The following is a 19535-nucleotide window of genomic DNA, read 5'->3' on the forward strand; positions in this document are numbered from 1 at the left end:
CTGATGGTTACCCTGCTTGACTGCACCTTCCGCGATGGCGGCTATTACAACGCCTGGGATTTCCCGCCTGCGCTGGTCAACGACTACCTTGCTGCGATGAAGGCCGCGCAAGTCGATGTCGTCGAACTCGGCTTCCGCTTTGTCGAAAACCGCGGGTTCAAGGGCCCCTGCGCCTACACCACCGACGACTTCATCCGCAGCCTGACCATCCCCGAGGGGCTGACCATAGGCGTGATGATGAACGGTGCAGACCTCTGCACGCCGCGCGGCCCCATCGGCGCAGTGGAGCGGATGTTCCCGGACCCCGCCACCGCCACGCCGGTGAAGATCGTGCGCTTCGCCTGCCACTTCCACGAACTGCCGCAGGCGCTGGAGGCGGCGGATTGGCTCGCGCATCGTGGCTACCGCGTGGGACTCAACCTCATGCAGATCGCCGATCGTAGTCGCGCAGAGATCGAAGAGCTTGCCCGTATGGCCTCGGGCGGGGCGATCGAGGTGCTTTATTTCGCCGACAGCATGGGCAGCATGACCCCCGACGACACTGCCCGCATCATTGGATGGCTGAAGGCGTTCTGGTCCGGGCCCCTCGGCATCCACACGCATGACAATCTTGGCCTTGCCCTCGCCAACACGCTGCGCGCGCAGGCCGAGGGTGTGACCTGGCTCGATGCGACCGTGACAGGCATGGGCCGCGGCCCTGGCAACGCCCGCACCGAGGAACTGGTGATCGAGGCCGAGGCGTTGCGCGACCGCAAGGCCAACCTCGTGCCGCTCATGGAGTTGATACGCAAGCATTTCGGCCCAATGAAGTCGCAATACGGCTGGGGCACCAACCCCTACTACTACCTGGCGGGCAAATACGGCATCCACCCGACCTACATCCAAGAGATGCTGGGCGACGCACGCTATGACGAGGAGGACATCCTTTCCGTCATCGACCATCTGCGCGCCGAGGGGGGCAAGAAGTTCAGCTTCAACACTCTGAACGGCGCGCGCGAATTTTTCCGTGGTGCGCCCTGTGGCAGCTGGCTGCCCGCAACGGTCATGGCCGGGCGTGAGGTAATTATTCTGGGCACGGGACCTGGCGTGGCTGCGCATCGCCCTGCGCTCGAATCCTATATCCGCCGCGTCCGACCGCTGGTCATGGCGCTCAACACGCAGTCGGCCATCGACCCCGATCTGATCGACCTGCGCATCGCCTGTCACCCAGTGCGCCTTCTGGCCGATGCCCAGACACATGCCACGTTGCCACAGCCGCTGATCACCCCTGCATCGCAGCTCCCCGAAGCACTGCGTAATGAGCTGGGCGAGAAAGAGTTGCTGGATTTCGGCATCGGGATCGAACCGGGGCGGTTTGAATTCCATGACACGCATTGCGTGGCGCCAACCTCTCTGGTGATCGCCTATGCGCTGGCGGTCGCCGCCAGTGGCCGCGCCGCGCGGATATTGATGGCCGGGTTTGATGGTTATCCGGCAGGCGATACGCGAAACAGGGAAATAGAAGCAATGTTATCTGCCTTTAGCGGGGTTGGCGAAAACATGACCCCTGTTTCCATCACCCCTACCCGCTACAAAGGCTTGCGCGCGCAAAGCCTCTATGGATTGTGACGTCATGCGCGCCTGTGTCATTATCCCCGCACGCTATGCCTCGTCACGCTTTCCCGGCAAGCCACTGGTCCCGCTTTTGGGCAAACCGATGGTGCTTTGGGTGGCTGAGCTTTCCGCCCGTGCTGTCGGGCAGGAGCATGTCTATATCGCAACAGAGGATACGCGCATCGCTGATGTGGTGAGCGCGGCAGGCTTCACACCGCTTATGACCAGCCCGAAGGCATTGACCGGAACGGACAGGCTTGCCGAAGCAGCTCAGATGATCGACTATGACATCTACGTGAATGTTCAGGGCGATGAACCGCTGGTCGCGCCTGACGACATCCGCCGCTGCATTGCCATAAAGGCCGAGCAACCTAATGTGATTGTGAACGGCTTTTGCTGGATCGGAGACGGCGAAGATCCAAGCAGCGTGAATATTCCCAAGGTGATCGCCACAGAGGGCGGTGCAATGATTTATATGTCCCGCCGCCCCTTGCCAGGTTTCAAGGAAGCCGCCAATGCGCCTACGCGCTACATGAAGCAAGTCTGCATCTACGGCTTTACCCGCGAGGAACTGGGCGCCTATGCTGGTTATGGCCGCAAAAGCACGTTGGAGAAATCCGAAGATATTGAGATCCTGCGCTTTCTGGAACTTGATCGGCGTATCATCATGTATGAATGTCAGCCGGGAAGCCTGGCAGTGGATGTCCCGGAAGATGTGGCCAAGGTGGAGGCAGCGCTGCGGACAAAAGCGCTGACATGACGCTGAACATAAGAAACTATACCACCCTTGTCTTCGACTGCGACGGGGTGGTGCTCGACTCGAACCGGATCAAGACTGAGGCGTTTCGCAGTGCTGCCCTGCCTTGGGGAACGGCGGCGGCGCAGGCGTTGGTCGATCATCACATTGGCCATGGCGGAGTTTCACGCTTTGCGAAGTTTCGCCATTTCATCGACTGCATCCTGCCGTGCCACGCCCCCGGCGCGGTGCCGGGGCGCGACGGCCCCGATCTGGAAGCGCTTCTTGAAGCCTATGCTGCGGCGGTGCGGGACGGACTGCTGAGCTGCGCCGTGGCTGAAGGGCTGGAGGCCCTGCGCGAAGCCACGCCCGGGGCGCGCTGGCTGATCGTCTCGGGTGGGGCACAAGACGAATTGCGCGCGGTCTTTGCCGCCCGGGGCCTGGACGCCCATTTCGACGGGGGCATCTTCGGCAGCCCCGATGACAAGGACAGGATCCTGGCGCGTGAACTGACTACGGGTTGCATTCGCCAACCGGCGTTGTTTCTCGGCGATAGCCGATATGACCTTGAAGCTGCGCGTCGTGCGGGACTGGATTTCGTCTTCGTCTCGGGCTGGACCGAGGTGCGAGACTGGCCCGTCCTGGTCGCCCAAGCCGGGGTCGATCATGTCACTGCTGTGGCTGATCTGCTTCGGGATCGGGGCGAGGCGACTGAACCCCCTCCGGCAGGTTGATTTTGGCATCCTGGTATTGTACTTCAGCGCAAGAAACGGGCGATGCATTTCTGACTTTAGGGCAGGCTCCCCAAAGATGTTCAGCGGGAAAAATTCGCTAAGGCATTAAACTTGAGTGTCCCGCCTGTGCGGCGCACGTGCTGTCCTTGAGCTTTTCGCTGCCGAACTTTATATGGCTATGCAATTGGGCTCGGCATTTTGCCGCGCTAAGAATATTCAAAGCGATATCGGATAGAAAAAAACCATCATGTCACTGATCACCAGCTTGCGCGACCAATATACGGGGCCCCATCAAAAGAGCATTCAGAAATATTTCGGGGCTGCAACACGGTTTGACGGCAAAGCGCCCGTTTTCGATTTCCCGCTGACATTACTGTGTTTTACCAATCGCTGTGGCTCAAATATGCTGGCCGAATACCTGCGGCTGACAACCAATTTTACTGGCCTGCACGAGCAGCTAAACCATGATGTGGTACCACGGTTGGCCCGTCAGGCCGGCTATGACAGCTTTCCCAATTATGTCGCCGGCATGGCCTCTGCCAAGGTTACAGCGGCAGCAAGTTTTGGCTTCAAGGCGTCTTGGGACCAGTTACTGATGCTTTTGCGCTGGAACATTCCTGCCATGTTCAGTGGCCTTCACATTCTGCATATCCAGCGGCGTGACTTGCTTGCACAGGCCGTGTCCTTCTCGATCGCGGCACAGACCAAGCGGTGGAATAGCCTGATGGAGGGCGAAAAGCCTGTCCCCGACTATTTGTTTTCGGACATTCTTGACCGTCTCAATGGATCTAGTCACGGCAACCGTATGATTCGCCAGATTTGTTGCATCTATGATCTACCGCGGGTCGAAATGTACTATGAAGATCTGTTGGCTGATCCGGTCGGCGTGCTCAATGCCGTTCATTCACAACTTGGCCTAAGCCTTCGACGCTTCAATCTGGGCCAAGCTAGACTACAAAGACAGGCAGACCACTATAATGAGGCCTTCATCGCCCGATTTAAACAGGATTTCATCGCACATATTTCGGCTTAGGATAACACAAACCATTACACGTTGCTGAGATAGGAGCCATAGGCGTTTTTCTCAAATAATATCGCGCGCGCAGCCAGATCATCGGCATCAACCGTCCTGTTCTGGCTGTGAATATCAATGAGTCTGGAGCCTAGGCGCTGGCCGTAGCTGAGACAAGCTAAGCTCACCTGAATGGGGCTCAAAGCAGCGCCATGACCTGCGCCAACGCGGCAGCCAGCAGGGCCTCGGCCAGATCAGAGCGCTCGGCTTCAGTGTAAAGGCGCAGCTCAGGCGCATTGCCAGAGGGGCGCAAATGCACGATCCGCCCAGACGTGAGTGTCAGCCGTAGCCCGTCCGTCTGCTCGAGGCTTTGAAGCTCTCCTGCCTCAAGTGGGGTCAGAAGGGCGGTGGGATTCTGCGCCAGAGCTGCGACCAAGGTTTTTGTGCGCGCTGTTGGCACCTCTTGCAGCCGGTCGGCGGCGGTGAAGCGCTGTGGCCCCTGCGCGACGAGCGCGGCCAAACCATCTGTGCCCGCAGCAATCAGCGCGGCGACAATCGGCAGATGGCTGTCGCGCGTCAGCAGCCGGGGCAGTGGGCCTGCGGGCCCATGCGCGTCAAAGCCCAGAAGAAACCCGCCATTGGCTTCATATCCCACGACGCGCTCTGCGCCGCCTGCCGCAGCCGCCTCCATCCCGGCGATCACGAATGGCGAGCCGATTTTCGTGCGGATCACCTGCGCAAACCCCATCTGAGCGACGCCGGTATTGGAACTGACGGGCGTCACCACAACCTGCGCCCCCAGTGTGCGCGCTGTGATCTGGCCCAGCACATCGCCCGGAATGACCCGGCCTGTTGCATCCGCCAGAAGCGGGCGGTCGCCATCACCATCAGTCGAGGCAATGGCCGCCAGCCCATGTTCTGCTGCTGCCGCCGCAAAAAGCGCACGCGCCTCAGAGCTGACAGCTTCTGTGTCGATGGGGATGAATGTGTCACTGCGACCGATCTCGATCACCTCGGCCCCCAGCGCGCGCAAAGTCGCAATCAGCAGATCACGCCCGACCGCACTATGCGACCAAACGCCCACGCGCTGACCTGCCAGCGCGTTGGGTCCATAGGCCGCGTGCATGCGCGCAACATAATCAGGGCCGGGATCTAAACGTTGCAGTGGTTCGGCTTCGCGCGCGGGGATGGGCGGGTGATCAAGCGCGGCAAGGATTACTGCTTCCTCCGCCTTGGTGATCTCGCCCGCCGGGGTATAGAATTTCAGTCCATTGCGATCTGCCGGAATATGGCTGCCTGTCACCATCACGGCGGCTGCCCGCGCCGATTGTGCAGCAAGGGCCAGCGCTGGCGTAGACGTCGCGCCGCAATCCGTAACGCGCAGCCCCGCTGCCCGCGCAGCGGCGATCACATCACCTGCAATGCGAGGAGAGCTGTCGCGCAAATCGCGCGCCACGAATACTCCTTGTCCCATCTGACAGGCCCGCACGAAAGCCGAGACATGAGCCGCAACCAGTTCGGTGGTCAGGTCCGTAACTAACCCTCGCAACCCGCTTGTGCCGAATTTCGGTGCCATTTGCCCTACCCTTTGGCGCCTTGCCCCCGCGCATAAACATCGTCATAGCGGATGATATCATCTTCGCCCAGATAGCTGCCGGTCTGCACTTCTATCAGCACCATCGGCATCTTGCCGGGGTTTTCCATGCGATGTTTCGCCCCAAGCGGGATATAGACCGACTCGTTCTCGCTCACGAGCTGCACAGTGTCGTCAATCGTGACCCGGGCGGTTCCCTCGACCACGATCCAGTGTTCCGAACGGTGGTGATGGCTTTGAAGCGAAAGTGCGGCGCCAGAGTGGACATGAATACGTTTGACCTGAAAACGGTTGCCGACCACCAGGCTTTCGAACCAGCCCCAAGGCCGGTGATCGGTCGGAAATTCGGTCGCTTGCGCCACCCCGCGCGCCTTCAGGGCTGCAACCGCGTCTTTCACACGTTGCGCATGGGCGCGATGGGCAACCAGAACCGCATCGCCTGTCGCAACCGCCATAATATCTTCGAGCCCGATCCCCACCAGTTCGACCCGCGATGTTTCAGAGCGCAGGAGCGTACCAGAGCAGTCAAGCGCTGTGGCATGATCCGAGACCACATTGCCTTGCCCATCGGGCGCGCTTTCCTGCCAGACTGCATCCCAGCCCCCCAAATCTGACCAGCCCGCGCCATAGGGCATGACGGCCAGATTGTCCGCGCGCTCCATGATCGCGTAATCGACCGAGATATCCGGCACCTCGGCCCAAGGCTCAGGTGCGAGCCGCGTGAAACCCAGATCGCATGTGGCCTCTGTCACGGCACGCTCGACAGGCGGCAGAATATCAGGAGCATGGGCGCGAAAGGCAGCGATGATCGTCTCAGCACTGAAGAGGAAAATCCCGGCATTCCAAAGATATTGCCCTGAGGCCAGCATTTGCGCCGCGCGCGCGGCATCTGGTTTTTCGATAAAGCGCGCCAGCGTCTGGGGGGCCTTCGCGCCCGCATTTGCATCGGAGGCGAGTTCGAGATAGCCATAGCCCGTCTCGGCGCGCGTGGGTCTAATCCCGAAAGTGACCAGATCCCCCGCCCGCGCCCGCGCGCTTGCCGCTGCCACAGCGGCGCGGAAGGCAGGCCCATCAGGGATGACATGGTCCGAAGGGGCCACCAGAATGAGGGCCTGTGGATCGCGCGCTGCGATCACCAGCGCGCCCGCCAGCACGGCAGGGGCGGTGTTGCGACCCTCAGGTTCGATCAGAACAGCTTGCGGGGCGATTTCGCAAGCGGCCAGTTGCTCGGTGACGATAAAGCGGAAATCATTTCCAGTTATGATAACAGGAGGCGCAAAATCCGGCCCTCCAAGGGTCTGGGCCGCGCATTGGAACAGACTTTTTGGCCCAATAAGTTGCGCGAATTGTTTGGGATAGGCCTTGCGCGACAGCGGCCAGAGCCGGGTGCCGGAGCCACCGGCCAGCAGTAATGGATAAACAAATTCGGAAGGCGTCTTGTCAGACAAAAGCGGTGCCTTTCAAAAATTGGTCTGACTGCGCTCTGCGCTGCCAGAGAGAGCGGACAGCACGCAGTCAGGATACAGTAACGAGCTTGATCATGGGGCGTCACGCATGTCCAGCGCCACTTTTCCACCGTTTGCATGCTGCTTTGGTTCAAGTCGGATACCATCGCCGACCAATGCCAGGTTATTGGCTCTGGCGAAAGCAGACGCCAGCTTCGTTTGCACTGCCCACCTTCGCCCTTCAGAGATGCTGCACGATGCACGAATGGCAGGAATACGAAAGCTGCACCGCAGCGCGCGACCATGAAGCCAATGGCAGTCAGGGGCCGAGTATGTCGCGGCAGCATGTATTCGCGCAGGGCTGGCATCTGACCATGAAGAAGACACAACCATTTAGCCGATGACAGCGCAAATGACGTTGCGGCCTGGGCGGGGCAGGCGAATTGTGGCGCACGCATAATTTCTGTAAAAGCGTGACGATCTATACATAGAAAGCGATTGTCATGCCGTCTTCACAGGCTTCATCCAGCAAGGCCGCGCTGCCGTTTGTGCTTATTGCCCTTCTTGCAATATCGGTTGCCGCTGCTGTCTGGTGGGTCACGCGCCCTGCCGCCTTGCTGATCCAGGGCGAGGTCGCAGCCCCGCGTGTCGACATATCCGCCCGCACCTCTGGTCGCGTGGCCGAGATTGGGGCCGAGTTGGGCGAACAGGTCGAGACAGGGCAGGTTCTGGTGGAACTCTCCAACCCGCAGCTTGTCACGTCTCACGCGGCTGCGGCGTCGGGGCTGGAGGTCGCGCGCGCATCGCAAGCGGCAGCGGGTGCGACACGGCCAGAGGTGATCCGCGCCCGCGAAGCGGAACTGGCCGCAGCACAGGCTGATCTGCGACTGGCCGAGGGCCAAGTCACCCGCGACACGGAACTGGCGCAGCAGGGCCTACGCCCGCAAGCGGCAATCGACCAGACCGTGCGCAATGTCGAAACCGCCGCCCGCCGTGTCGAAGCTGCCGAGGCGCAGCTTGATCTGGCCCGCGCCGGGGCTTCGCCCGAAGAACGCGCTGTGGCCGCCGCGCAGGTCGCGCAGGCCGAAGCCGCGCTGGCCCAGCGTCAGGCCGATCTGGACGAGCTGACCATCTATGCTCCACTGAGCGGTGAGATTTCCGCACGGCTGGTAGAGCTGGGCGAAAATGTCGGCCCCGGCGCGCCCTTGTTTACAATTGTGGATCTGGATCAGGCATGGTTCACCTTCAACCTGCGCGAAGACCTGCTGACAGGGCTTCAGGTGGGCGACACGTTTTCAGTGCATGTGCCTGCGCTGCAACAAGATGTTGATGCCGAGATCACGCTGATCAATGTGCAGGGGCAATTTGCAAGCTGGCGGGCGACACGGGCGACAGGCGATTTTGACCTGCGCAGTTTTGAGCTGCGCGCCCGCCCGCTTGCACCGGTCGACGGGCTGCGCCCCGGCATGTCAGCGCTGATCGCGTTGGGTGGCTAGATCATGCTGGCGGTGATGCTGCGCGAATTCCGGTTGATCCTGCGTCGTCCGGCCCTGCTGGGATTGGTGGTCGTGCTGCCGGTGCTGATGCTGGTCGTGCTGACGGGCATCTTTCGCGCAGGCATTCCCACCGGCATGGCTGTGGTTGTGGTCGATCTGGATCGCTCGGATCTGTCGCGTAGCATCACACGGATGCTGGATGCCGCGCCCGAAATCACAGTGCGTGAACAGGCCCTGAGCCTGACTGACGCCCGCGCGAAGATCGTGGCCGGTCATGCACGTGGTGCCATCTACCTGCCGCAGGGGCTGGAGCGCGACATCTTGCGCGGCGCGCCCCCTGAGATCGTGATCTTCTACGACAACCAGCATATGAGCGCGGGCTCTTTGGTGGCGCGGGGCGCGCGCGGTGCCATTGACGCAGCGCTGACGGGTCTGCGCCTGTCGGTCCGACAGGGTCAGGGCGAAGCGCCCGTACAGGCCATGGTGAGTATCCAGCCGATCCCCTTGCAAGCGCATGCGTTGTTCAACCCAGCTTTCGACTATGTGCATTTTCTGCTGGCCGCGCTCGTGCCCACAGTGCTGCAGATCATCGCAGCGGCAGCGACGGCCTATGCGATTTCGCTCGATTTCGGGCCGGGGCGGCACCCGCAAGTTCTGGCGCGTATGGCTGGCGGGGTGTTGCCTGCGATGCTAGGCAAGATCCTGCCCTATACGGTGATTTTCCTGCTGATCCTCGGGCTGTCGGATATCGCGCTTTATGGCTGGCTGGGCGTGCCTTTGCGCGGCTCGCTGCTACTGATGGCAACCGGTGCCGTGCTGTTTGTGCTGGGCGTGCAACTGATCGGTGCGGCGGCTTTCGTGCTGACCCGCGACATGGGCCGCGCGGCCAGTATTATCGCGGTGATCACCGCCCCGGCTTTCGGCTTCATGGGGCTTGGCTTCCCGCGCGAGGCGATGTCGCAGCTTGCCCAAGCTTGGGGCGCGCTGATCCCCGGCACTTGGTATGTGCAACTGCGCATCGACCAGTCCCTGCGCGAGACACCGCTCGATATCTCTGTCTGGTCGGTGGTCTGGCTGGCCTGCATTGCTGTTGCGCTGGGGGCTTTGGTGCTGCTTAGGCTGGTTCGTCTGCGCCGCGAAATCGAGGCTACGTCATGAGCGATATCCTGATTGCCCTGCGCGCCGAATTGCGCGGTATCTTTGCCGATCGTCAGGTCCGGCTGATCATTCTGGTTGCACTGGTGATCTATGCACTGATCTATCCCTACCCCTATCGTGCAGAACTATTGCGCGATGTGCCGGTCGTGCTGGTCGATCTGGATCGCTCCACCATTTCAGCGGACCTTGCGCGCCGGGTCAATGCCTCGGAGGCTGTCATGCTCAGCCATGACGCGCCCGACATGATCACGGCCACCCGTCTGGTGCAGGAGCGCCGCGCCTATGGGGCGCTCGTGATCCCCGAAGGGTTTGAGCGTGCGCTGTTGCGCGGTAGCCAAAGCCCCGTGGCACTATATGCCGATGCCAGCTATTTCCTGATGTATCAGCGCGTTATGCAAGGCGCCGCCGTGCCCCTGCGCCAGATGGGGGCCGAGGTCGAGATGGGCCGCCTGATCGCGCAGGGCACCGCCCCCGACGTGGCACTGGCACAGGTCAGCCCGGCTGTTCAGGTCGAGGTGCCCCTGTTCAACCCGGCGGCAGGCTATGCGACTTATGTGCTGCCCGCGGCCTTCGTGCTGATCCTGCAACAAACCATGCTGATGGGGCTGGCGTTGGTCGCGACACGGCGCGGGCAGGGGCTGGGGCACCCGGTCTGGCGGGTTCTGGGGCGCATGGGGGCGTGGGTCGCGCTCTATGCGCTGCTGCTGCCGGTCTATCTGATTGTCCTGCCTGCGCTTTATGGCCTGCCCAATCTGGGCAATGTACCGGCTGTTCTGATGCTCGGGCTGCCCTTTGTGCTGGCAACTGGATTGCTGGCGCAATGCGTCGCGGCCCTGTTCAAGCGCGGCGAGGTGGTTCAGGTCGTGCTGCTGGCCGTGGGGCTGCCGTTTTTCTTCCTCTCGGGCTTTGCTTGGCCGGTCGAGGCCATTCCTGCGCATCTGAACTGGATCGCGCAGATCATCCCATCGACGGCGGCGATAGATGGTCTTGTGCGTGTCAGCCAGATGGGCGCGACTTTGCCTGACATTGGGCATCGCCTTTGGCATCTTTGGGGTCTGGTCGGCGCTTTTGCGACTGTTGCGGTTTCCCTTGAGGTTATGGCTCATCCTTCAACAGTGGCGGGTCATCAAACAAGGTGAAAGTTGGGGAGAGGTAAATAGCTCAGCTACTTTGTTGCTCACAGTTCGATTTTGGGCGAGCACTGTCTTGTGAAAGTGTACGGAAACAGGTTTTCGGACCATACTGTATCAGGTCGCCAGATCACGCTTCATCCGGTTGTTGACATCCCAGCCAATCACGCGACGCCGAATGCAAGCGCGCGGAACGCGCAAGCTTCCACATCGACAAAACAGACCAAACACCTGCCCTGCGCGACCCTTGGGGCACGCGCTAGGCAGGTGTCTGAAGCCCTTTCAACGGGAAATGGATTGCCAAGTTGCGCAAAGTGAAGACGAATGCTGACGGCTGCCCCCGCGTGATAACATGTAGCTAGATATACGATTCACCACGCCCGTCATCGTACATCCCCCTATTCATATTGAAGCGCCTTAGTTGAGTGCGTCGATTACTGCCTTGCCGCAAGTCTGGGTATCGGCTGTCCCTCCGAGGTCCTGTGTGCGCAAGGAAGGCTCAGCAAGAACCCGTTCAATCGCGGTAACGACATCGGCCGCCGCCTCGAAATGACCCAAATGGTCCAGCATCATGGCACCCGCCCAAATTTGACCGATCGGGTTGGCGATCCCTTGCCCGGCAATGTCGGGAGCCGATCCATGAACTGGCTCAAACAGTGACGGGAAAGCACGTTCGGGATTGATGTTGGCTGACGGCGCTATGCCAATAGTTCCGGTACAGGCGGGGCCCAGATCAGACAGAATATCGCCGAAAAGGTTAGAGGCCACAACGACGTCAAACTTGTCCGGATTCAGCACAAAATGCGCTGCAAGAATATCAATGTGATACTTGTCAACGGTCACGCCCGGATAGGCTTTCGCCATTTCTGCAACGCGCTCGTCCCAATAGGGCATCGTGATCGAGATACCGTTGGACTTGGTGGCCGACGTCAGTTTCGCGCGCGGCCGTTTTGCCGCAAGTTCAAATGCATATTTCAAGACCCGGTCCACGCCGATCCGACTCATCACCGTTTCTTGCATGACGATTTCACGCGGAGTGTCTTCAAACATCTTGCCGCCGATCGAGGAATACTCCCCTTCGGTGTTTTCGCGAACAATCAACATATCAATGTCGCCTGGCTCGCGACCTGCGAGCGGACTGCGCACACCCGGCATCAGCCGCGCGGGGCGCAGGCTGATATACTGGTCGAACTGGCGCCGAAACTGGATCAGCGAGCCCCAAAGTGAGATGTGGTCCGGCACTGTGTCTGGCCAGCCTACCGCACCAAAGAAAAGTGCGTCATGGCTACCGATCTGCTCTTTCCAGTCATCTGGCATCATTTGTCCATGAGCGGCGTAGTAGTCGCAGGATGCGAAGTCAAACATGTCGAAGTGCAGCCCAATGCTATGACGCTTGGCAACGGCTTCGAGCACTTGAACCCCCTCCGGGATTACCTCTTTTCCGATCCCATCACCTGGAATGACGGCGATGTTCAGGTGATTACTTGTCATCTGGCCTCTTTCATATTTGATTGCTGCAATCATCCATTCATATCATTACCAGTGATGCAAGCCTGAGAAGGGATATTCAGAAACTTGCGCTCCGGAACACGTGCAGCTGTCCATCATTGGGTTCCGCCTCTGTCTGTGTGGCGGAGAGCATATTTCACAGCGGCATCAGCAGATTGAGCGCACGATCCAGACTGGTTCGTTACCGCAAGGCCCGTCATTATACGAGGTATTGGGTGCTCCAGCGGTCATACTTGCCCTCGATAAAGTGCTCCCTGATCGCTACCCGGCGCCACGTCTGCTCCCCAATTTTCACTCGTTCCGCCTTCCGGGGGATTGCAACAATCCCAGATATCCGCCAACAGACCGCTTGGTTGTCAGATCCTTCTGTTAACAGGAATACAGTTCCAGTTAACTCTTCTTGCGGACACCCGTGCCGTTCATAGGACACGGGTGAATGCCCGGTTGTTCGACTTGACCTTTTGTCCCTTATAAGGGAATTGTTCCGAATATGGGAATCATGGATCTTTCAGAAAGCCAGAAATTGGCACACCACCTTCGCGGCCTCCGCGAACATCATAACTTGACTCTTGCCGTTCTGGCAGAGCGCAGCGGATTGAGCCGTGCAACGCTCTCGCGCATTGAAAACGCAGAGGTCAGCCCCACGGCCGAAACACTTGGACGGCTCGCATCGGTCTATGCCCTCCCCATCTCGCAACTCTTGGCTCCGCTCGACAAAGGCTTTCAACCTGTTGTAAAGCGCAAGGATCAGGCCATCTGGCGTGATCCGAAGCATGATTTTGTACGGCGGAGCGTTTCTCCATCCAATGGGCCTCTTTCGATTGAAGTTGTCGAAAGCCAACTCGGTAAGGGTCAACTTATCGCATACGCGGCCCCCGCGATCCCAGGTCAGGAACATCATGTCTATGTCCTATCCGGCGAGATGCAGATCACCGTCGATGGCATGGCCTATGATCTGAAAGAGGGAGACTGCTTGCGATACATCCTGTTTGGAGAGACTGTTTTCAAAACCACCGAAACCCACTGTACATATGTGATTGCGCTCTCATGATTTGCCGCACTTTTTCTGTCGTCGAACTTTCATCCAGCGATATTGACACGCACGCCAGCGACCTGTGTCGGGTCCTGATGGACAGCGTCGCGGATGGCGCAGCAATCAGCTTTATGGCGACGCTGACAATGGCGGATGCAGAGCGGTTCTGGCGCAAAGACGTCCGCACCGCAGTTGAGAGCGGAAGGCGGCATCTTTTTGGGGTATTTATTGATAGTCGTCTGGTTGGTACGGTTCAGCTGATCACAGGCATGCCCCCAAACCAGCCTCATCGCGCCGAAATCTCAAAGATGATCGTTCATCCTCAAAGCCGTCGCCTTGGTTTAGGCAGGGCATTGATGACTGCTGCGCTTGATGCCGCACGGCGCGCCAACAAGGTGCTCGTTACGCTTGATACCCGCACGGGCGATGTGTCCGAAGCTCTTTATCGCAGCGTCGGCTTCGAACAGGCGGGCGTGATCCCCGACTTCGCCTTTGACCCGGATGGGCAAGCGCGACATGCAACGACCTATATGTATCGGTATCTTTGAGCGATGGCCCCTGCCGCAACCCTGATCAGTGCGGCCTTGGCCTTCACGGGCGGGATGCTCGTGGCGACTCAAGGTCCAATCTATGCCCGGCTGTCTATGGGCCTAAACCGGGACTACCTGATCGCTGTCTTTCTGGCCTTCGCGACTGCGACGGTTGTGACGGGTATGCTCGCGCTCTTCACCGGGAGTTTTCGGAACTTGTCTGTCGCCACCCTTGGACAGTTACCGCCCTGGGTTTGGCTGGGTGGGCTGTTTGGCGCGATCCATGTCGTCATCTCTATGCAGGCCATCCCGGTGCTGGGGGTCACGCTATTCTTGGTCATCGTTGTGATCGGTAACCTTGTCGGCGCGGCGATCTACGATCATCTGGGGGCAATGGGTCTGGAAGTCCGGACGTTTTCCTTTGCCAAGGGGCTTGGCATGCTTCTGGTAATCACGGGTGTCGGCGTCGTCGCACGTGCATGAGGGACATAGGTGCGAAGGAACGCCACAGAAGCCGCCATTCGTTCTCCGCAGCAGGGCGGTACGAAAGCGCAGTGATATCAGGATCAGTCTATTTCAGATCCGGCCGCTCGGAAACCTGCGGTTACTTCGCGCGTCGTGTTCCAAATGTCGGGTTTTTCGTTGCGACTATCCGTTATGCCTGCCTCTTCGAATATCCACGATGAGACAGCCGCGGCGTGTTCGAGTATGTCAGGTCCGGACACGTATTCTGGACGGCGTTGTTCCATGAGGATTGCGCCATCGACGATGACTGTGTCGACGTCTGCTGCACCAGCAAAATGCGTAATTCTGTTCAAGTGCATCACGGGCGGATAGAGATGGGGTTTGAAGCCGTCGACCAGGATTATGTCGGCTTTCTTGCCGACCTCAAGCGAACCGAGATCTTGGTCGAGGCCGAGGGCACGGGCTGCGCCGATCGTGGCCAATTCAAGCGTTTTCCCCTCAGTCATGACAGCGGGTTCGCGGAAATGACGCCTATGGTAATGCATGCATTGGGCCATATGTCGGAACATGTCGTAGCCCCGATCCGGGGCGGCAGCATCTGACCCAAGCGCAACGGTTACGCCAATGTCCAGAAGCTCCGGCACTGGGCAGCGGCCTAGAATGGACATGATCGCGCTTGGATTGTGGATGACGCTGGCCCCGGTGGTTTGCAGCGCGGTAATGTCATCGGGCGTGAGGTCCACGCAATGCGCAAGTGCCGCCCATGGACCAAGTTGTCCAAGCGTTTTTGCGGTGGCAATACTACCGGCACGATGGCCATCCTGCATGAATATAACTTCGAGCGTTTCTCGCAGTTCACTGACCCTGTCGCAGAGGGTTCGAATTGCCGGGCCGTGGCTGTTCAGGTGCTCTTTGGTATAGACCGGGGCGACCAGGCAGACGCCTGTACGGCGTTTCAGAATATCATTCTGTTTGCGAACCAGGTCTTCAGACACCTCAAGCTGGGTCTCGAATGCGAGATCAAAGTTCTGAAGGCGGCCTTGCTTATCCCTGCGCGCATAGGATTTGGGAAATGGATAACGCGATGGCCCGACGGCCAGAAGCGTGCGCAGGCCCGATTCGCGCGTCGCGCGGCAATGGGCCTCGCCGGCATCGGGGCTGTCGGTGCGCATCACATCGGCCCCGCCACCCAAAAGAGAAACCGCAGTGGTGACACCGCTCAAAACCCGTTCAAGTTGAGAAAGCCGGGCTTCTGCATACCAGAATTCGGGGGGTGCTTGGCGGGCATAGATTGTCTCGCAAATATCAAACCAGACATCCCCATTCCCGTCGCCAGCAGCGCGCACAAGGCCATGCCCGGCATGGGCATGCGCATCAATAAGGCCGGGCAGGGCTATCATATGTGGTCTGGCCAGACGCTTGCGCCCAGCAGGAGCAGGGCCCTGACCCAAGGCGCTGATGCGATCCTTGTCAATCGCGATCCAGCCATTTTCGAGAATGCGTCGCTCTGAATCGACGGTGATGATTGTTTCGCACTGGATGACAAGGTCGTGCATGTCTGGTGTCGTCCTGCTCATGTCAGGATGTCGCGCAGGTCAGTGCTGCGTGTTTTCTCTTCGCGAAGATCAAGCGCAGTTTCGATATGTTCAAGATGATGGTCCATAAGGTGATTTGCATGTGCGGCATCGCCCTTGGCGATGGCGTCAACGATCAGGCCATGTTCATCAGGACCGCAGGACGTTGTATCATGTGACTGATAGACAGCAGTGATCAATGAGGTCCGTGAGATCAGATCCCGCAGCACTTGCCAGAGGTAGCGAGACCCTGCCAGTTCTGCGATCAGCAGATGAAATTCGCCGGATAGATGAATGATCGCCTTGCGGTCCTGTGCATGATGCGCGAGCTTCTCCAGCTCAAGATGCTTGCGCAGGCGGTCAATTGCGTCGCGTGTCGGCGCGGCGCTAAGGCGTTCAACCAGTCGCGCCTCGATCATGCGCCGGGCAAAGAACACATCGCGGGCTTCCTCAATCGAGGGTTCAGAGACGAAGGCACCGCGGTTGCGAAAAATGGTGACCAGCCCATCGCGTTCCAGCGCTGCGAGCGCCTGACGTACGCGCGCGCGGCTGACCGAGAACAATTCGGCCAACTGCTCCTCTTTCAGCTGTGTTCCGGGACGCAGCTTGCGTTCTGCGATGGCGGTCCAGATCCGAGTATAGATAATCTCGTGCGGCGATGTCACTTGCGACGCCATGTCGTTCATTCCTGCGGTCCCTCATCTGCCTCATTGACCAATATCAACGCACAAATTGAAAAAAACAATCGTGATCTACAAAACAGTCAACAAAATTGTAGACAAAATTGACAACATCTGCAACCGTGAGTCGCAAGCCTGCACGCAGAGGCGGGAAAAACGAAAGCCGACGTCATCCACAACAGGAGCATCTGATATGCATCACCGCTTACTCACCACCACTGCCGCCGTTGCTTTGGGCCTATTTGCCAGCACGGCCACTGCGGAGACTCTCCGCTTTGGCGCTTCCGCCGATATTTATGGCTTCGACCCGCATGGCGTGACGTCAAGCTATGACAACATCTTCGTCCACAACATCTATGAGCCGCTGGTGCGCTACAGCCCGCAGCTCGACATCGAGCCAGCACTGGCCACGCATTGGGAAATTATCGAACCGACACGCATCCGGTATTTTCTGCGTGAAGGGGTGACCTTCCATGATGGCGAAACCTTTGATGCGGAAGATGTCGCTGTCTCGCTGATGCGCGCGGTTCATCCCAATTCGCCTTTGCGGGGCAACTTGCCCGGGCTGGTGGATGTCGAGATTGTCGATGATCTGACCGTCGATCTGATCATGTCCGGTCCCTCGCCGCTGCTGAACAACTTCCTCACCAATATCTTCATCATGGATGCAGGCTGGATGCGCGAAAACAACGCGGTCGAGCCGATTGACGCCAATCAGGGGGAAGAGGGTTTCACCACATCCAACGCCAATGGCACTGGTCCTTTCATGGTGGAAAGCCGCCGCCCGGATTCGCAGACAGTTCTGGTCGTCCATTCCGACTGGTGGGACGAGCCGCAGCACAATCTGACCCGGATAGAACATCGGCCCATCTCATCCGCTGCAACCCGCGTTGCCGCACTTCTGTCGGGTGAGATTGATCTGATCCAGCCCGCACCGCTGCAGGATGCTGCCCGCGTAGAAGCCGCACCAGGCGTGCGGATGCTGGAAAACCCCGGGCTGCGCACCATCATGATGGGCTTCAACCTGACCGACACATTGAATGATGGCAATGTTGAAGAAAACCCGTTGCAGGATATTCGCGTCCGACGCGCCATAAAGCATGCGATTGACATGGATCTTATTCAGGAACGGATCATGCGGGGCAAATCGCGCAACACGGCCGCGTTGATAGCGCCCGAAGTGCCGGGCTTTGCGCCTGAACTGAATGAACGGCTGCCCCATGACCCCGATCTTGCCAGAGAGCTTCTTGCGGAAGCGGGCTATCCTGACGGGTTTGCCTTCAATGTGAACTGCACCAATGATAATTATGTCAATGACGAAGGCATCTGTCAGGCCTTGGCGGCCATGCTGGCGCGGGTCGGACTGGAACCGCGTCTGGTAGCCGAACCGCGTCAGCTTCACTTCGAGCGCGCGCAGGCGGGCCAGACCGACATGTTCATGCTTGGCTGGGCCACATTGCCGATGCTCGATGGCTTCAGCGTCCTTTCCGCAATGCTGCATAGTCCAGAGGGTAGCTACGGGACCTGGAATCCGGGTCAGTATTCGAACCCGCGGGTTGATGAGCTGACCCAGGCAATCGCGGTCGAACTGGATGACGAGGCACGGATCGCCATGATGGTCGAGGCGTTCGGCATCGCCAAGGAAGATCTTGCATGGTTGCCGCTGCACCAGCAGCCGCTTGCTTGGGCCGCGCGCGAGGGGGTGGAGATATATCAGTCCGCCGATGATCTGGCGCGGCTCTGGACTGTACGCATCAATCGCTGACCTGACCTTTAGCCCCGCGCCGCTGCGTTGCAGCAGCGGCGCGGGGCCAACACAGAGCAAGAAAGGAGTCGGTCATGCTGGGTTTTCTGATCCGCCGTATCATTCAGGCCATCATCGTGATGCTGGCTGTCGCCCTGATCGCATTCATGATGTTCCGCTTCATGGGCGACCCGGTAAGCTCGATGGTGCCCGAGCACGCGACAGAACAGGAGCGCGCCGAAGTCCGTGAGCGGCTTGGACTGGATCAGCCGCTTTTCGTGCAATACGGGCGGTTTGTCGCGCGTGCCGCGACGGGGGATTTCGGCCTGTCCTGGCGCAATGCGCGCCCTGTCAGCACGCTATTGGCGGAACGCTTCCCTGCAACGGCCGAACTTGTGCTTGTTGCGGCTGCCCTGTCCTTGGTCGTAGGCATTCCCCTTGGTATTTATACAGCGCTCAGGCCGAACAGTTTCAATGCGCAGATGCTGCAATTCCTGTCTCTTGTTGGTATCTCATTGCCGACATTCGTCACAGGTATTCTGTTGATCCTTGTGTTTTCTGTCTGGTTGGGGTGGCTGCCCTCATTCGGGCGTGGCGAAGTAGTGGATATAGGCTGGTGGAGCACAGGCTTCATCACAGCGAGCGGTCTCAAGGCGCTGATCCTGCCCTCGATCATGCTGTGCTTGTTCCAGCTGACCCTGATCATGCGCCTTGTGCGCGCCGAGATGATGGAGGTTTTGCGGACTGATTACATCAAATTCGCCAGAGCGCGTGGGCTGCGCGACCGTGCGATCAATTTCCGCCATGCGCTACGCAACACGCTGATCCCGGTCATCACCATTTTCGGGCTGCAACTTGGCGGGTTGATCGCTTTTGCCATCATCACCGAAACGGTCTTTCAGTGGCCGGGCATGGGTGCGCTATTCATTCAGGCCGTCAATTTTGGCGATGTGCCGGTGATGGCGGCCTATCTGGTGCTCGTCAGTTTCATCTTCGTCGTCATAAACACCAGCGTTGACCTGCTTTACGCCAGCATCGACCCGCGCCTGCGCGTGGATGATGCCGGTCCGGCAGGCGGCGGTCACTGAGCGAAAGGAGCCCG

At 59.3% G+C, this 19535-nt stretch carries 17 protein-coding genes; 12 read left to right on the forward strand and 5 right to left on the reverse strand.

Translation table 11 applies throughout. The annotated features are described in order from the left end of the window. The first annotated feature begins 3 nt into the window (after nucleotides 1-3). The 4 genes from EV660_RS00100 to EV660_RS00115 all read left to right on the forward strand — a co-directional run bounded on the left by EV660_RS00100 (nucleotide 4) and on the right by EV660_RS00115 (nucleotide 4096). Nucleotides 4-1608, forward strand: a complete 1605-nt coding sequence (locus EV660_RS00100) for an aldolase catalytic domain-containing protein (protein ID WP_071482371.1) — start codon at nucleotides 4-6, stop codon at nucleotides 1606-1608. Nucleotides 1609-1612: 4 nt separating this feature from the next. After that, the gene (locus tag EV660_RS00105) at nucleotides 1613-2353 is read left to right on the forward strand and encodes a 3-deoxy-manno-octulosonate cytidylyltransferase (protein WP_071482372.1); all 741 of its coding nucleotides are present in this window, start codon (nucleotides 1613-1615) and stop codon (nucleotides 2351-2353) included. Next, on the forward strand, nucleotides 2350-3063 hold the full coding sequence (locus EV660_RS00110) for an HAD family hydrolase (RefSeq protein ID WP_071482373.1): 714 nt from the start codon (nucleotides 2350-2352) through the stop codon (nucleotides 3061-3063). The genes EV660_RS00105 and EV660_RS00110 overlap by 4 nt, the downstream gene beginning before the upstream one ends. Nucleotides 3064-3310: 247 nt before the next feature. Continuing rightward, nucleotides 3311-4096, forward strand: coding sequence for a Stf0 family sulfotransferase (locus EV660_RS00115; protein ID WP_071482374.1), 786 nt, complete (start codon nucleotides 3311-3313; stop codon nucleotides 4094-4096). 178 nt (nucleotides 4097-4274) lie between these two features. Here the strand turns inward: EV660_RS00115 and EV660_RS00120 are convergent, their stop codons facing one another. Both EV660_RS00120 and EV660_RS00125 read right to left on the reverse strand, forming a co-directional pair. Continuing rightward, a complete protein-coding gene (locus EV660_RS00120) occupies nucleotides 4275-5651 on the reverse strand; it encodes a phosphohexomutase domain-containing protein (RefSeq protein WP_071482375.1) in 1377 nt (458 codons plus the stop codon). Nucleotides 5652-5656: 5 nt separating this feature from the next. Further along, nucleotides 5657-7117, reverse strand: a complete 1461-nt coding sequence (locus tag EV660_RS00125) for a mannose-1-phosphate guanylyltransferase/mannose-6-phosphate isomerase (RefSeq protein ID WP_071482376.1) — start codon at nucleotides 7115-7117, stop codon at nucleotides 5657-5659. 500 nt (nucleotides 7118-7617) lie between these two features. On the opposite strand from EV660_RS00125, the gene EV660_RS00130 reads away from it, so the two are divergent. The 3 genes from EV660_RS00130 to EV660_RS00140 are packed head-to-tail and all read left to right on the forward strand — an operon-like array spanning nucleotide 7618 to nucleotide 10907. Further along, nucleotides 7618-8610, forward strand: a complete 993-nt coding sequence (locus tag EV660_RS00130) for an HlyD family secretion protein (RefSeq protein ID WP_071482377.1) — start codon at nucleotides 7618-7620, stop codon at nucleotides 8608-8610. Between the two features lie 3 nt (nucleotides 8611-8613). Further along, nucleotides 8614-9768: an ABC transporter permease gene (locus tag EV660_RS00135; protein ID WP_071482378.1), complete on the forward strand. Its 1155-nt coding sequence runs from the start codon at nucleotides 8614-8616 to the stop codon at nucleotides 9766-9768. After that, entirely contained in the window at nucleotides 9765-10907 is a 1143-nt protein-coding gene (locus EV660_RS00140; RefSeq protein ID WP_071482379.1) for an ABC transporter permease, read from the forward strand. The genes EV660_RS00135 and EV660_RS00140 overlap by 4 nt, the downstream gene beginning before the upstream one ends. 408 nt (nucleotides 10908-11315) lie before the next feature. Here EV660_RS00140 and EV660_RS00145 read toward each other — a convergent pair whose 3' ends face one another. Next, nucleotides 11316-12389, reverse strand: a complete 1074-nt coding sequence (locus EV660_RS00145; protein WP_071482465.1) for a tartrate dehydrogenase — start codon at nucleotides 12387-12389, stop codon at nucleotides 11316-11318. A gap of 517 nt (nucleotides 12390-12906) precedes the next feature. Between EV660_RS00145 and EV660_RS00150 the strand changes: the two genes are divergently transcribed. The 3 genes from EV660_RS00150 to EV660_RS00160 all read left to right on the forward strand — a co-directional run bounded on the left by EV660_RS00150 (nucleotide 12907) and on the right by EV660_RS00160 (nucleotide 14453). Beyond that, nucleotides 12907-13458, forward strand: a complete 552-nt coding sequence (locus EV660_RS00150) for a helix-turn-helix domain-containing protein (RefSeq protein ID WP_071482466.1) — start codon at nucleotides 12907-12909, stop codon at nucleotides 13456-13458. A gap of 128 nt (nucleotides 13459-13586) precedes the next feature. Continuing rightward, nucleotides 13587-13988 (forward strand): GNAT family N-acetyltransferase, encoded by a 402-nt coding sequence (locus tag EV660_RS00155; RefSeq protein WP_244927327.1) that lies wholly within the window; start codon nucleotides 13587-13589, stop codon nucleotides 13986-13988. A gap of 3 nt (nucleotides 13989-13991) precedes the next feature. Beyond that, entirely contained in the window at nucleotides 13992-14453 is a 462-nt protein-coding gene (locus tag EV660_RS00160; RefSeq protein ID WP_071482381.1) for a DMT family transporter, read from the forward strand. Between the two features lie 83 nt (nucleotides 14454-14536). On the opposite strand, the gene EV660_RS00165 is transcribed toward EV660_RS00160, so the two are convergent. Together EV660_RS00165 and EV660_RS00170 are read right to left on the reverse strand one after the other, a co-directional pair. Then, nucleotides 14537-16012: an amidohydrolase family protein gene (locus tag EV660_RS00165; RefSeq protein WP_084635174.1), complete on the reverse strand. Its 1476-nt coding sequence runs from the start codon at nucleotides 16010-16012 to the stop codon at nucleotides 14537-14539. Further along, nucleotides 16009-16695, reverse strand: a complete 687-nt coding sequence (locus EV660_RS00170; protein ID WP_198510647.1) for a GntR family transcriptional regulator — start codon at nucleotides 16693-16695, stop codon at nucleotides 16009-16011. Before EV660_RS00170 ends, EV660_RS00165 begins: the two co-directional genes overlap by 4 nt. 187 nt (nucleotides 16696-16882) lie before the next feature. Here EV660_RS00170 and EV660_RS00175 point away from each other — a divergent pair, with 187 nt between their 5' ends. Together EV660_RS00175 and EV660_RS00180 are read left to right on the forward strand one after the other, a co-directional pair. Next, nucleotides 16883-18454, forward strand: coding sequence for an ABC transporter substrate-binding protein (locus EV660_RS00175; RefSeq protein ID WP_071482468.1), 1572 nt, complete (start codon nucleotides 16883-16885; stop codon nucleotides 18452-18454). A 74-nt stretch (nucleotides 18455-18528) separates the two neighbouring features. Further along, complete coding sequence (locus tag EV660_RS00180; protein ID WP_071482383.1) at nucleotides 18529-19521, forward strand: ABC transporter permease; 993 nt, start codon at nucleotides 18529-18531, stop codon at nucleotides 19519-19521. Nucleotides 19522-19535: the final 14 nt, after the last annotated feature.

Source organism: Roseinatronobacter bogoriensis DSM 18756 (assembly GCF_004366635.1).
Lineage (GTDB): Bacteria > Pseudomonadota > Alphaproteobacteria > Rhodobacterales > Rhodobacteraceae > Roseinatronobacter > Roseinatronobacter bogoriensis.